9 protein-coding genes are annotated in these 13,960 nt (G+C 73.1%); 4 read left to right on the forward strand and 5 right to left on the reverse strand.

Translation table 11 applies throughout. The features are described 5' to 3' along the window. Positions 1-332 precede the first annotated feature (332 nt). The 3 genes from FRAAL_RS20150 to FRAAL_RS20160 all read left to right on the forward strand — a co-directional run bounded on the left by FRAAL_RS20150 (position 333) and on the right by FRAAL_RS20160 (position 2,907). Positions 333-956: a hypothetical protein gene (locus FRAAL_RS20150; RefSeq protein ID WP_011605726.1), complete on the forward strand. Its 624-nt coding sequence runs from the start codon at positions 333-335 to the stop codon at positions 954-956. A gap of 147 nt (positions 957-1,103) precedes the next feature. Continuing rightward, the gene (locus FRAAL_RS20155; RefSeq protein WP_011605727.1) at positions 1,104-2,210 is read left to right on the forward strand and encodes a M4 family metallopeptidase; all 1,107 of its coding nucleotides are present in this window, start codon (positions 1,104-1,106) and stop codon (positions 2,208-2,210) included. 127 nt (positions 2,211-2,337) lie between these two features. Further along, positions 2,338-2,907, forward strand: a complete 570-nt coding sequence (locus tag FRAAL_RS20160; protein ID WP_050997192.1) for a hypothetical protein — start codon at positions 2,338-2,340, stop codon at positions 2,905-2,907. Between the two features lie 56 nt (positions 2,908-2,963). On the opposite strand, the gene FRAAL_RS20165 is transcribed toward FRAAL_RS20160, so the two are convergent. Further along, complete coding sequence (locus tag FRAAL_RS20165) at positions 2,964-5,141, reverse strand: putative bifunctional diguanylate cyclase/phosphodiesterase (protein ID WP_041939544.1); 2,178 nt, start codon at positions 5,139-5,141, stop codon at positions 2,964-2,966. Between the two features lie 350 nt (positions 5,142-5,491). After that, a complete protein-coding gene (gene polA, locus FRAAL_RS20170; RefSeq protein WP_011605730.1) occupies positions 5,492-8,146 on the reverse strand; it encodes a DNA polymerase I in 2,655 nt (884 codons plus the stop codon). 682 nt (positions 8,147-8,828) lie between these two features. Between polA and FRAAL_RS30985 the strand changes: the two genes are divergently transcribed. Next, the gene (locus FRAAL_RS30985) at positions 8,829-9,407 is read left to right on the forward strand and encodes a PaaI family thioesterase (RefSeq protein WP_095212876.1); all 579 of its coding nucleotides are present in this window, start codon (positions 8,829-8,831) and stop codon (positions 9,405-9,407) included. A 492-nt stretch (positions 9,408-9,899) separates the two neighbouring features. Here the strand turns inward: FRAAL_RS30985 and FRAAL_RS20185 are convergent, their stop codons facing one another. From FRAAL_RS20185 to FRAAL_RS20195, 3 genes are all read right to left on the reverse strand, one after another. Next, positions 9,900-11,072 (reverse strand): branched-chain amino acid ABC transporter substrate-binding protein, encoded by a 1,173-nt coding sequence (locus FRAAL_RS20185; protein ID WP_011605732.1) that lies wholly within the window; start codon positions 11,070-11,072, stop codon positions 9,900-9,902. Positions 11,073-11,335: 263 nt separating this feature from the next. Continuing rightward, complete coding sequence (locus tag FRAAL_RS20190; protein WP_011605734.1) at positions 11,336-13,042, reverse strand: branched-chain amino acid ABC transporter substrate-binding protein; 1,707 nt, start codon at positions 13,040-13,042, stop codon at positions 11,336-11,338. A gap of 280 nt (positions 13,043-13,322) precedes the next feature. After that, positions 13,323-13,922 (reverse strand): ANTAR domain-containing response regulator, encoded by a 600-nt coding sequence (locus FRAAL_RS20195; RefSeq protein ID WP_011605735.1) that lies wholly within the window; start codon positions 13,920-13,922, stop codon positions 13,323-13,325. Positions 13,923-13,960: the final 38 nt, after the last annotated feature.

Below are 13,960 nucleotides of genomic sequence, written 5' to 3' on the forward strand. Positions count from 1 at the left end.
CCTTCGCCGCGCGGGCGGCGGTTGGCAGACTGGTCCGTGTGGGGGTAGCCGAGACGGGGCGGGCGCAGTCCGTTCCCACGCCCGCCGTCCCCAGGCCTGCCGTTCCTGAGCTGCCCGGTGGCGCCGACGCGGCACGGGCCGGTGGCGCGGGAGGAGCAGGACGGGCCGACGGCCCCGCACGGGCGGAGCCGGTCGAGGACCCGGCAGGAGTGAGCCCAGCCGAGCACGCCACAGAGGCGGGGCCAGCCGAGCACGCCGCAGAGGCGGGGCCAGCGGAGCACTCGTCCCGGGCGGTACCGGCCGGGCGACGGCTTGCTCACCGATTGTGGCCGGTGCTGCTCACCGGCTCGCTGCTCGGGCTCGGCGCCCTGGGGCTGGCCCTGGTGCCGGCGCTCGCCGGCCGGGCGCCGCTGCTGCTCATCGCGCTGCGGCCCACCTGGGCGATCCTGCTGCTGGTGGGCGGGTCGGTGCCGTTCGTGCCGGCTCTGCTGGTCGCCGCGTTCTTTCGGGCCCTGGTCGACGTCGGCTACTTCGGGCTCGCGCGCAACAACATCCGCTCGGTCCTGTTGCGGCGTCTCGGCGACAGCCGCCTGGTCACGGCCCTGGGCCGACCGGGGACGCAGACTCCCCTGCTGTGGTTCTGCCTGGTCAACACCAACGCGGCGGTCGACGCCGCGCTCGGTGCGGGTGGTGTGCCGATGCGTCGATTCCTGCGGTTCCTGATTCCCGGTTCCCTGCTGTCCGCCGCGCTCTACCTGACCGCGGCGCGGGCGGTGGCCCCCGGGATGCGCGGCGCCGTGAACTGGCTGGACGCGCACATGACCTACCTCGTGCTCGGCGGTCTGGCGCTGGCCCTCGCGCAGGCGGCCGCGCGGGCCGGGCTCCGGCAGTGGCACGGCCGGCGGGGCAAAGTACCGGAGGACCAGCTTCGCCGCCATGGCGATGACACGCCATAGCGCAACAACCACACAACACAGACACGCCAGCACACTCTGGACATCCTGCGCCGCAGGTAGCAGGGTCGGTGGCCAGGAGTCACACCACCCGTCGGAGGCACGCCGGGCCTCGGTCCCGGCCGCCGCCGCCACCCTCCGGAGTCGATCATGCCCTGCCCCCGCCCCACCGCGACGAGCCCCGTCTCCCCGGGCGCCACCGTCCCCGGCCCCACCGTGCCCTGCGCCGTCCCGCCGCACGTCCTCGAACGCATCGTCCGCAACGGCAGCGACGACCAGCGTTCCTGGGCGCTGTCCACCCTGCTGCAGGACAGCTCGCACCGCACGATCCGCCTCCACAACGCCCAGCTTCGCTCGGCGCAACGCGGAGTCGTACCGCCGCGGCTGGACCCGGACGCCGGTCCACGGCGCACGGTCGCAGACGCCGCCGGCACCGAGTCGCTGCCGGGCAGAACGGTCCGCACCGAGAACGAGCCTGCCGTCGACGACGTGGCGGTCAACGAGGCCTACGACGGCCTCGGTGCCACCTTCAGGTTCTACTCGGAGGTGTTCGGCCGCGACTCGATCGACGACGAGGGAGTGGGACTGCTCGCCAGCGTCCACTACGGCGACCACTACGACAACGCCTTCTGGAACGGCCGGCAGATGGTGTTCGGCGACGGCGACGGCGAGCTGTTCCAGCGGTTCACGGTGTCGCTGGACATCATCGGGCACGAGCTGACCCACGGCGTCACCGAGGACGAGGCGGCGCTGATGTACGTCAACCAGTCCGGGGCGCTGAACGAGTCGGTCAGCGACGTCTTCGGTTCTCTGGTGAAGCAGTACGCGCTCGGGCAGACGGCAGAGCAGGCCGACTGGCTGATCGGCGACGAGCTGCTCACCGACGCGGTGCAGGGCGTCGCGCTGCGGTCGTTGAAGGATCCCGGCACCGCCTACGACGATCCCGTGCTCGGCGACGACATCCAGCCCGCGCACATGACCGGCTACGTCCAGATGACCGGTGACAACGGTGGCGTGCACATCAATTCCGGCATCCCGAACAAGGCGTTCTACCTCGCCGCGATCGCGCTCGGCGGCTACGCGTGGGAGCGGGCCGGCCGCATCTGGTACGAGAGCCTGCGCGCCCCGCAGGTGCGGCCGAACGCGACCTTCCGCTCGTTCGCGGCGGCGACGCGCCGCCAGGCCGGCGTGCTGTTCGGCGCGGACGAGCGCAAGGCCGTCACCGAGGCGTGGCGCGAGGTCGGCATCGCGGTCTGACGCCGCCGGGCCCAGAGCCCCACGAACCGCATGAAACACCCAGCCTCGGCACAGGCTCCCCACAGCGGGGCCCGGCAGCGTGTCCTCCAGTCGCCACACCGGCGGTCCCGCTGTCCCGAGGAGGAGCATGAACCACGTCAGGATGTCCCGGTTCGCGGGCCGCAAGGGCGCCGCGACGCGACGACACCGGCTCATCCTGCCACTGCTCACGGTCACCCTGACGGCGGTGCTGGCCGGATGCGGGGGCGCCGGGAGCAACGCGGCGGCCGGCGCGGCCTCGTCGGGGACCGCCCCGTCGGCGACCCCGTCCACGGGGGCGACTCCGTCCACGGGGGCGACTCCCGCCACGGGGGCGACTCCCGCCGCCGGCGCGTGGGAGGCGATGGTCGCCTACCGGACCTGCCTCGCGAACAACGGGGTGACGCTGCCGACTCCGGGCACCGGCACCCCGAGAGACGCCCCGGCGCAGGGCGCCCGTCCGACCGGCGCCCCGCCGTCGGGCGCCCCGAACGGCGGCGGACCCGGTGCCGGCGGCGGGACGGGGGCCGGCGGCGGATCTGGCGGTGGTGCGGGGCCGGGCTCTACCGCGGCCCCGCCTGGCGTGGATGCCGACACCTGGCGTACCGCGCGAACTGCCTGCGCGTCGCTGGCGCCCACCCCCCCGGCGACCGCCCCGGGGACAGCGGCCGCACGCTGACCCGCGCGCGATGGTGGGTCCGGGCGGTCAGCCGTGCGAGGTGGTGGTCCGTGTGGTCAGCTGCGCGACGGGGGTCGACCCTCGATGCGCCGGCCCGACCGGGCGGGCACTCCCTGCTGCTGGCCGCGTCCCCCCGGCCCGGCTCCCGCCTCGTCCCCGGTCGGGAGCGAGTCCGGCCGCCCGGCCTCCGCCGACCCCACGCCCCCGGCCACACCACCCCCGGCCGTCTCACCCCCGGCGCGCCCCTCCCCCGGCACCTTGCCACCGTCCGTCAGTCCGCCACGGGGCAGTCCCCCGGCCCACTCCGCGGGGGCGCGTTCCGAGGCCGGCAGGGTCGTGGGCGGCAGGGTCGTGGGCGGCAGGGTCGTGGGCGGGGCCGACGGTCGTGCCGCGGCCCGGGAGCGGAGCAGCTCGGACATCTTCGCCGCCGGCAACGGCACCGAGATCGCCTCGCCCTGAAGCAGGTCGCAGCCAAGGTCGATCATCATCGCCAGCGTGCGCTCGTCCTCGATCCCCTCGCCGACCACCCGCAGCCCGAGCCGGTGGCCCAGGTCGAGCACCGATCGGACGATCGCGGCGTCGGGCAGGCTGCCGCGGGCATCCGTGACGAAACCCCGGTCGATCTTGACCTCGTCGAAGGGGAGCGTCTTGAGGATCTCCATCGAGCTGTAGCCGGTACCGAAGTCGTCCAGGGACAGCGAGACTCCCTGCGTCCGCAGTTCACTCAGCATCGTCGCCGCCCGGGTCGGCTGGGTGACCAGTGCGCTCTCGGTGATCTCCAGGGTGAGGACGTCGCTGGCCAGGCCGTGGGCCGCCAGTGAGCCGGCAACGACCTGGGGCAGGTCGTCGAGCACCAGCATCCGGGCGGAGAGGTTCACCGAGACGGGCAGGCGCAGGCCCTCGTCCGCCCAGGCGGCGCACTGGCGCAGCGCCTCGTCGAGGACCCAGCGGGTCAGATCGGCGATCAACGGGGAGCGTTCGGCGACGGGCAGGAACACGCCGGGCGCCAGCAGCCCCCGCGTGGGGTGGTGCCAGCGCAGCAGCGCCTCCGCGCCGACGATCCCACCCGAGCATGCCGACTGCAGCGGCTGGTAGTACAGCACCAGCTCGCCGCGAGTGATCGCGGTGCGCAGCTGCGCGTACAGCGCGATCTCCTCGGGCCGCACGCCGGTGATGCCGGGATCCCACAGCCCGACGCTCTCCCCCACGCGCTTGGCCCGCAGCAGCGCCGAGTCGGCGCAGGTCAGCAGCCCGCTCATGGTGGTGCTGTCGCGGGGGGCGACGGCGATCCCCACGGAGGCGTCCACCTCGACGTCGACGCCGCAGACCTGGAAGGGGCCCTGGATCTGGCGCAGGACCCGCCGGCCGAGCACCCGGCGCCGCTTCGTCTCCGCCGCGGTGGGCACCGGCAGGGGCGCTCCCGGGCGGCTGGCGGCCATCGCGACCGTGGAGGGGACCGGCATCCCGCGGAAGACGAGGGCGAACTCGTCCCCGCCGGCCCGGCCGACGAAGGCCGGGATCGGCCGCAGCCCGGACAGCGTCCTCGCGATGATCTGCAGCAGCCGGTCCCCGCCGACGTGCCCGAGCGCATCGTTGATCTCATGGAAGCGGTTGATGTCGACCAGGATCAGGATCGCCTCCCGACCCTCCGCCTGGATCTCCGCCACGGCGGTCTCGCCACCTTCGAGGGTGCCGGCCCGGTTGGCCAGGTGCGTGAGGGGATCGGCGTGGCTTTGCAGCAGGCCCGCCCGGAACAGGCCCTTCACCACCGCTCCGGCCACGACCGTGCTGAGCGCCGCCGACATCGGACCCGCCGTCTGACCCAGGTCGCCGCCGGCCGCCACGCCCGCCACAAGCGCGCCGGTGATCATGGCGATCACCAGGACCGCCATGGGAGCCGTCACCAGAGCGACATACGCACACAGCGGGGGGAACCAGACCAGGTACATGTCGGCGTCGCTGCCGGCGCTGGCTCCGGCGAGCGCGAGGGCGAGGGCGGCTGCCAGCGAGGCGGCGGCGAACGGCGGCACCCAGCTCCAGCGCGGCCTCGCCACCAGTCCCAGCACGACGTTGGCCGCCGCGACCAGCAGGCCGACCCAGCTCTCCCAGCGCAGCTGGCCCGGTGAGCCGGGCAGGACGGCGGCGAGCAGGAACAGGGCGGCGGCGCCCGTCGGCGCGGCGACGAGGAACCGCCGACGGTCGGCGAACGTACGACCGCTGTGCACGAACCGCATCCCTCCCCGCCGCTCCGGCCGGTCCACAGGACGTGGCCCGGACCGCCCATTCCGCCACGGTCCCACGGCGGGCTATTCGGCTGGGTCGACATATCCGGCGGAGAATTGCGGGCCGCACCAGGGCCACGGTGACCCGGTGCCGAGGTCACCACCCGCGACGCTGACGAGATCCAGGTCAGGCTTTCTTCAACATAGCCGGTGCGGCGCAGCGGCTAACATCCGCGTCCGATACCTGCACCGCCACCACGCGACCATGTCCGGACATAGCCCGCCGCGCGTCCACGGAAATCCCGGCCGGAACGTATACAGACCATCGGCACAACCTCCCCGGGAATGGGCGTTTCCGGCATTCAGTGGGCGGCGTCGTCCCAGGTCCGGCCGGCTCCGACGCTGACGTCGAGGGGCACCGACATGGTGTATGCCGACGTCATCTCGGCGCGGACGAGCGCCTCGACCGCGTCGTACTCGCCGGGAGCGATCTCCAGCACGAGTTCGTCGTGGACCTGGAGCAGCAGCCGGGAGGCATGCCCGCCGGCCCGCAGCGCCCGGTCCACCCCCAACATGGCAATCTTGATGATGTCGGCGGCCGAGCCCTGAATCGGGGCGTTGAGGGCCATCCGCTCGGCCATCTGCCGGCGCTGGGCGTTGTCGCTGGTCAGGTCGGGCAGGTAGCGCCGGCGGCCGAGCATCGTCTCGGTGTAGCCGTCCCGGCGGGCTCGTTCGACCACGCCGCGCAGGAAGTCGCGCACCCCGCCGAATCGGCCGAAGTAGGCGTCCATGTGCTCGCGCGCCTCGTCGGGGGCGATCCCGAGCTGGCTGGCGAGTCCGAACGCCGACAGCCCGTACGCCAGCCCGTAGGACATCGCCTTGATGCGCCGCCGCAGTTCGGGGTCGACCTCGCTGACGGGCAGGCCGAACGCCTCCGCGGCGACGAAGGTGTGCAGGTCTTCGCCGGACCCGAACGCCTCGATGAGGCCCTCGTCGCCGGACAGGTGCGCCATGATCCGCATCTCGATCTGCGAGTAGTCGGCGGTGAGCAGGGTCTCGTAGCCGGGGCCGACGACGAAGGCGCGCCGGATCTGGCGCCCCTCGGCGGTGCGGATCGGGATGTTCTGCAGGTTCGGGTCCGTGGACGACAGCCGGCCCGTGGCGGCGATCATCTGGTTGAACGTGGTGTGGATGCGGCCGGCATCGTCGATCATGGGCAGTAGCGAGTCGACGACGGTCTTGAGCCTGGCCACGTCCCGGTGGCGCAGCAGCACCGGCAGCAGCGGATGGTCGGACTGCACCGCGAGCCACGCGAGGGCGTCGGCGTCGGTGGTGTAGCCGGTCTTGATCTTCTTGGTCTTGGGCAGACCGAGGTCGTCGAACAGGATCTGCTGAAGCTGCTTGGGGGAACCGAGGTTGAACGTCCGGCCGACGATCTCGTGGGCCTGCGCGGCGACGGCCGTGACCTCGCCGCCGTAGTGCTTCTGCAGCTCGGTCAGATGATCCTGGTCGGCGGCGATGCCGGCCCGCTCCATCCCGGCGAGGACCGTGACCAGCGGAAGCTCCATGTCCCGCAGCAGGACCGCGGCGGAGCGGCGCTCCAGGTCCGCGTCGAGCTCGTCGGCGAGCTCCAGGCACGCGCGGGCCCGCACCGCGTCGGCGTGGGACTCCTCCGCCTCCCCGGAGCCGTCGAGGGTGAGCTGGCCGTTGCCGGCCGGCTCGACGGCCAGATCCCGGTGCAGGTAGCGGGCGACCAGATCGGCCAGGTCGAACGAGCGCTGGCCGGGCAGGGCCAGGTAGGCGGCCAGCGCGGTGTCACTGGTGACGCCGGCCAGTGTCAGGCCCAGCTCCGCGAGAGCCAGCATCGGACCCTTGACGTCGTGCGCCGCCTTCGGCTGGTGGGCGTCGGCGAGCCAGCCGCCGAGCGCCGCCAGGTCCGCCGGGGTGAGCTGGGTCGGGTCCAGCCAGGCCGCGGCGCCGTCGGCCGAGGCCAGCGCGAGGCCGGACAGCACGCCCGTGCCCCGCCCCCAGGTTCCGCGGGGATGCAGGCCGGTACGGCCGACGCCGCGGGCGTGCTCGTCGAGCCACTGGGCCACCTCGTCGGGGCCGAGGGTGGTCAGCTCGACCTCGAAGCCCTCCTCCACGGGCGGCGGGGCGGTGGCCAGGGCGGCGTAGAGGCGCTCACGCAGGACGCGGAACTGCAGCGTGTCGAACAACTGGTGGACGGCCTCGCGGTCCCAGGGACGCAGGCGCAGCTCGTCCGGGCCGACGGGGAGCGGGACATCGCGCGACAGCTCGGTCAGCGAACGGTTGCGGATGACCGACGCCAGATGGGCGCGCAGCGACGCCCCGGTCTTCCCGCCGATCTCGTCGGCCCGGTCCACCAGCTCGGCGAGGGACCCGAACTGCTGGATCCACTTGGTCGCGGTCTTCTCCCCCACCCCCGGCACGGAGGGCAGGTTGTCGGACGGGTCGCCGCGCAGCGCCGCAAAATCCGGGTACTGCACCGGCGAGAGACCGTACTTCGCCTGCACCTCGTCCGGGGTGAAGCGGGTCATGTCGGAGATGCCCTTGCGGGTCATCAGGACCGTGACCCGCTCGTCGACGAGCTGCAACGCGTCCCGGTCGCCGGTCACGACCAGCACGTCCATCCCCACCGCGGCGCCCGCGGTCGCGAGCGTGGCGATCACGTCGTCGGCCTCGTAGCCGGCGGCGCTGACCCCCGGCACGGCGAGCGCGTCGCACACCTGATGAATGAGGCTGACCTGCCCGACGAAGTCGGCCGGGGTCTCCGAGCGGCCCGCCTTGTACTCGGCGTACTGGGTGTGGCGGAAGGTCGGCGTCGGCAGGTCCCAGGCGACCGCCACGTGGGTCGGCTTCTCGTCGCGCAGGACGTTGATGAGCATCGAGGTGAATCCGTACACGGCATTGGTCGGCTGACCGGTGGTGGTGGAGAAGTTCTCCACCGGCAACGCGTAGAAAGCGCGGTAGGCCAGCGAATGCCCGTCAAGCAGCAACAGCCGCGGGACCGTGGCTGCGGCTGCGGCTGCGGCCTTCTTCGCCGCGGGCGCCGCCTTCTTCGCCGCGGGCGCCCTCGCCGGCCGAGCCGCCGCCGTGGGCTTCGCCGCCGCGGCCGACCCACCTGCCGCGGGCGCGCTCGTCTCGACGGCATCGCCGGCTCCGGCAGCGAGAGCCGCGTCGGTCGACAACTCGGCCCCGGCGGACCCCGCCTCGTCGGCGGATCGTGCTTGGCCAGCGGATCGTGCCTGGCCGGCGGACCCTGCCTGGGCGACCGACCCCGCGTCGGCGGCGGACCCCGCCGGCGGAACCTCGGCGGCGGACGGAGCCGACTGGTCGGCGGGCGAGTTCGACGTGGTGACGGACACGCGGCGAGTTTAGGCCGTGCGTCCGACAGTTTCGTCGCCTGTGGGCGGTCCGCCGCGGCGCGGGGCCACTGCACGCCCGGCACCACGCGGTGGTGACCGCGACCTCCGCACTGTTCGGGCGGCCTGCCCTGCCCTCCCTCCGCAGCCTCCGGGTCGCCTCGGCGCTTCGACGCCCGTGGGTGCGTTCCCCTGCACAGCGGTCGCGGGGCGGTTCCGGTGGCCGTCCGGCGGCGAGGCGAGCGCCGCGCTGCCACCACAGACCGTCACCGGACACCGCAAGGAACAGGTGAGCGGCTGCACTAGGCTGATGGTCATGACCGCTGCCGATGCCGCGCCCGCGGCTGACGACATCGCCGCGATCCAGAGCAGCGGCGCAGGCGCCGGCACAGACGTCGGCGGGAACGGCGGTACAGACGCCGGCGGTACAGACGCCGGCGGCGACCGGCGCGCCGAAGCCGACGCGGTGCGGCTCGCCGCGCAGATCAACGCCGCGCGCGGGGAGATCGAGCAGCGGATGGGCATCGTCCTCACCGAGGCGAGCCCCGACCGGCTGGTCGCCACGATGCCCGTCGAGGGCAATCGGCAGCCCTACGGTCTCCTGCACGGCGGCGCCTCCGTGGTGCTCGCGGAGACGCTGGGCTCGGTCGGGGCGAACCTGGACGCGCCGCCCGGCTCGATGGCCGTCGGCATCGAAATCAGTGCCTCGCATCACCGGTCGGCGACCTCGGGCACCGTCACCGCCGTCGCCACCCGGATCCGTGGGGGGCGCACCCTTGTCACCTACGACATCCGGATCACCGACGACGCCGGCCGCGTGACCTGCACCTGTCGCCTCACCTGCATGATCCGCGGCGGCCTGTCGGCCGGTCGGAACGAATCCGACCCACGCTGACCGGAGTGGACCGCCGCCACCCGGGACACAAAATCCGGGCAAGGATCGCCCTGATCGCAGTATTTCCCGTTTCTCCTGCCCACCAAAGAGGATGCCCGAACGGACACACCGGACCACTCCGGTGCATTGACCAGATGCATGGACCGGCCTAATCTCATCGCCGGTGGCACCCGGGAGGGGCGAGTAGACAACGCCCGGACGCGGGGAAGGTCCGGACGGCACCAAAGTCGATCCCGGGTGCCTCAACCTTGAATCCCCGGTCGTGCGAACCCCGACCGGGGCATCGACCCTGGATCCCCGTCTGCGGCCTACAGCCACCCGAACGTCACAGCGACCCGAACGTCACAGCGACCCGAACGTCACAGCGACCCGAACGGCACAGCGACCCGAAGGTCACAGCAGCCCGGACGGCAGACCGCCGGGTCCGCCCCGCGTGACGCGGACGGACCCGGCGCAGGCGCGGCGGTGCGGGACCGGGGACCAGCCGTGGCGTTACGGCTTGATGAGTGACTCGACCGGGCCGAGCACCGTCCGCTTCCCGTCCCGCACCTCGTAGAGGTAGACCGTCGCCCCCTCCACCTCGCCGTTCTTGCGGAACCGGATCTGCTTGGTGACGCCGGGGACGTTCACGGAGCCGAACGCGGCCGCGACCGACTCCCGGGTGGCCCCCGGGCCGATCTTGCGCAGCACCTCGATGATCGCGTTGGTGGCGTCGTACGCCTCGCCGGAGTACGTGCCCGGCCGCGCCCCGCTGTTGACCGTCCGGTACTCGGCGACGAATTCGGCCGCGGCGGGATCGCTGTTCGGATCTCCGCAGGCGCAGGTGAGCAGCGTGCCCTCGGCGTTGCCGACGCCGGCCTCCCGGATGAGCTGGTCGTCGTTGGACCCGTCCCCGCTGACGATCTTCCCGGTGAAGCCCTTGCTGCGCAGCGTCTTCGTCAGCGCCGCGAGCTCCGAGTAGTAGCCGGAGTAGTAGAGCACGTCCGGATGCGCATCGATGATCTTCGTAGCCTGAGAGGTGTAGTCCTTCGTCGGGTTGATGCCGTCGTGGACGACCGTGACGTCGTGGGCGGTCAGCGCCTGCTCGAGCGCCCCGGACAGGCCGATGCCGTACTCACTGCGGTCGTCCAGCGAGTAGACCTTCGTCGCCTTCAGCACCTTCGTCAGGTATTCGGCCGCAGCCGCGCCCTGGACCGTGTCGGGGGCGATCACCCGGTAGAAGGTGAGGAAGCCGAGGTCGGTGAGCGCCGGGTTCGTCGCCGACGGACTCACCGACAGCAGGCCGGCCTGGGAGTAGAGCGGCTCGCTCGACTTCGTCGGCCCGGAGAAGACCGGACCGACGACGGCGACGACGCCCGGGTTGTCGAGGAGCTTCTGCGCGGCGGTCGGGCCCTGGTCGGGGTTGCCCTGGTCGTCCGAGGAGACCAGCCGCAGCCGGAACGGCAGATCCTCGCGCCGATTGGCCAGGTCGACGGCGGTCACTACGCCGTCGAAGGCGTTGATGCCAAGTTGCTGGTTGTCGCCGGACAGCGGCCCCTGGAAGCCGATGACGAACTCCTTCTTGCCGACCTCGGCGGTGGAGCCGCCGCACCCGCCGAGCGCGGCCACGGCCGCCAGCACCCCCGCGGCCCCCAGCACTGCCCATCGCCGTCCAGGACCGCTCATGACACGTCCTTCCGCAGCACTTCGCCGCTGGTGTCGGCACCCCGGGCACCGGAGTCCGCCGGAACCGTCGTCGCGAAATCAAGTAACCGATCGACGACTTGTCGCGACGAAACCTAGCCTGCGATACCGACCAAGGAAAGCCCGTAGTGAGCGTGTCGTAGCCTTGAGTAGTTCCTTGGAGTGGAGGCGGAACGTAGGGCCGCGCGACCACACCCGCTCGGCGGGTACGACGACCGGCGGCGCCGCGGGAACCGACTCGCGGGTCAGGCCCGGGTTGTCAGGGCGACGAACCGGCCCCCCAGCACGGTGTAGAGGACGACGCTCGGCGTGCGCGTGTCCCCCCACCGATCGAATCCAACGGAGCCCGTGACGCCGGCGAACGAGCCGCGGCCGATCGCGGCCACGATGTCGTGCCGGGCGGCCGCGTCGACGGCCGGACGGCCGGGCAGCACCGTCGCCGCCGCCCGGATGATCGTCCGTGCCGCGTCGTAGGCGTAGGCGGCCACCGCGGGAACGGCCTCGGCGCGACGCTGGGCAAGCTCGACGGCGGCGTCGTGGGCCGCCTGCCGGCGCTGCGCCGCGGCCGCGTCGCCATCGGCGGCGTCGCTTCCGGCGGCGTCGCTTCCGGCGGCGTCGCTTCCGGCGGCGTCGCTTCCGGCCGGGTGCCGTGCCGCCGGATGGCGGCTCTCCCGCGGCGGCGCTGCCGGCTGGCCGCCCGTCGCCGTAACCGCGGCCGCTTCGGAAGGGCGGGCGGCGGACGAGGTGCGGGTGGCCGGCGAGGTGCCGTTGGCGGACGTGGTGCGGGTGGCCGGCGGAGTGTGGGTGGCGGCCGACGGGGTGGCGTGCTCGCGGTTCCGCTGGCCGGAGTCGGACCCGTGGGTGCCGTCGGCGCCGCTCGGGGTGGTGCTGCCGTCGTCGTCCGCCGGACCGCCGAACCGCTCGGAGTAGTCCGCGACGAAGGCACCGGCGGCCGGAAGCCTCGTCGGCGGGACCAGCAGGCTGGTGATCAGGTCGCCGTCCGCGGCCGACTTCGCGTCGTCGGTGTAGCGGCGTTGCAGCAGTGCGTCCGAGCCCATGACCTGGATCGACGCGCCCGCCTCGGCGAGCCGGGTCCGCAGCTTCCCGGCGAAGGCCGCGCCGGTGGCGACGTAGACCAGGTCGGGGGCCTCCTGCTCGATCGCCTCGACGGTCGATTCCAGCTCAGACCCGTCGGGATCGTCCCCCTGGACCTGGTAGACCGACGTGACCGTCGCCCCCAACGCGGCGGAGCGCACCGCGAACCGGCCACCGAGCGTCGTGCCGTAGCGGGGTTCCCCGTCGACGACGGCGATGCGGCGGCGGCCGAGTGTTCGCACCGCGTACTCGGCGGCCACCCGCGCCTGCAGCTCGTCGGTGCCAGCGAGCCGGAAGTAGGTCGGGTAGGGGCGGGTGCGCGGGTCGGTGCCGACGCCGGTCAGGGCGGGGTCGGCGTTGGACGGGGAGACGACCGGGATGCCCCCGGCGCTCAGCGTGGGCAACGCGACCCTGGCCACGAGTGAACTCAACGGTCCGACGACGCCGATGAGGCGGTCGTTGGCGGTGAAGGCGTCGGCGGCCTGGGCTCCCCCGTCCGGGCGGGACAGGTCGTCGCGGGTGGACAGCTCCAGGCGCCAGCCCGGGATCGCCCCCGAGTCGTTGGCCTCGTCGACGGCGAGCGCGACCGCGTTGCGCACGCTCGTTCCGTCGGCGGACAGATCACCCGAGAGCGGTGCCATGACACCGAGGGTTGCCACCCTGGTCACGGCGACGTCGGCGCCGCGGTCGCCGTGCAGGACGGTGACCAGGACGAGCCCCAGCGCCGACGGCACGGCCAGGATCAGGGCGACGGTCGCGGCGAGGATCGCCCGACCGCGCCCGGTGCGCCACCGGGCCCGGGCCCACCGGCCGATTCGGCCGGTAACCGCCAGGAGTGCGATCCGCGCATGACCCACGCGGGCCCGCCACGACCGAGCGGACCCCGGCGTCGCTCGCCGGTCGGCCTCGGTCGGCTCGGGCAGGGGGGCGGATGAGCCCGTCGCCTCCGACAGGGGGGCGGATGAGCCCGTCGGCTCGGGCAGGGGGGCGCAGGCGCCCGGCGGGGCGGGCTCCGGTGCCTGGGGGGACGGCTGCGGCGCGTCCTCGGGGCCGGGGATCGGCGCTGATCCCGGCGTGGAGGGGTCGCTCACCCGGTCCCCGGCCGGCGCGTGGCCGGGGAGGGCCCGAACGGGGACGTCACGAGCCTGGCAGCGCCTCGCCCGACAGCACAGCCTCGGCGACGGCGCGCATCGTCCTGCGCTGGTTCATCGACGTCCGCTGGATCCAGCGGAAGGCGTCCGGCTCGGTCATGCTGTGCTCGGTCTGGAGCACACCCTTCGCCCGCTCGATGATCTTCCTGGCCTCGAGCCGGCCCTGCAGGTCCTCGACCTCGGCCTCCAGGCTCACGATCTCCGTGAACCGGCTCATCGCCATCTCGATCGTGGGCAGCAGGTCCTTCTTCTGGAACGGCTTGACGACGTAGGCCATGGCGCCGGCCTCACGGGCCCGCTCGACCAGCTCCCGCTGACTGAACGCGGTGAGGATGACCACGGGGGCGATGCGGTCCTTGGCGATCTTCGCGCCGGCCTCGATCCCGTCCATCCTGGGCATCTTCACGTCGAGGATGCACAGGTCGGGCCGGAGCTTGCCGGCGAGGTTGACGGCCATCTCGCCGTCGCCGGCCTCCCCGACAACCTCGTAACCCTCCTCTTGCAGCATCTCCCTGAGGTCGAGCCGGATCAGCGCTTCGTCCTCGGCGATCAGAACCCGGCGCGGGTTCGAGGAGGGTTGGCTCATCGAGTCGTACTCCTGGTCTCGGAGGTGTGACCCTAGTG

Origin of the sequence: Frankia alni ACN14a (genome assembly GCF_000058485.1) — a bacterium.
GTDB lineage: Bacteria > Actinomycetota > Actinomycetes > Frankiales > Frankiaceae > Frankia > Frankia alni.

Bases quoted from the DNA above. Each gene is read 5' to 3' on its own strand.
- FRAAL_RS20185 (WP_011605732.1), bottom strand. From the start codon at position 11,072: ATGAGCGGTCCTGGACGGCGATGGGCAGTGCTGGGGGCCGCGGGGGTG.
- FRAAL_RS20160 (WP_050997192.1), top strand. From the start codon at position 2,338: ATGAACCACGTCAGGATGTCCCGGTTCGCGGGCCGCAAGGGCGCCGCG.
- FRAAL_RS30985 (WP_095212876.1), top strand. From the start codon at position 8,829: ATGACCGCTGCCGATGCCGCGCCCGCGGCTGACGACATCGCCGCGATC.
- FRAAL_RS20155 (WP_011605727.1), top strand. From the start codon at position 1,104: ATGCCCTGCCCCCGCCCCACCGCGACGAGCCCCGTCTCCCCGGGCGCC.
- FRAAL_RS20195 (WP_011605735.1), bottom strand. From the start codon at position 13,922: ATGAGCCAACCCTCCTCGAACCCGCGCCGGGTTCTGATCGCCGAGGAC.
- FRAAL_RS20165 (WP_041939544.1), bottom strand. From the start codon at position 5,141: ATGCGGTTCGTGCACAGCGGTCGTACGTTCGCCGACCGTCGGCGGTTC.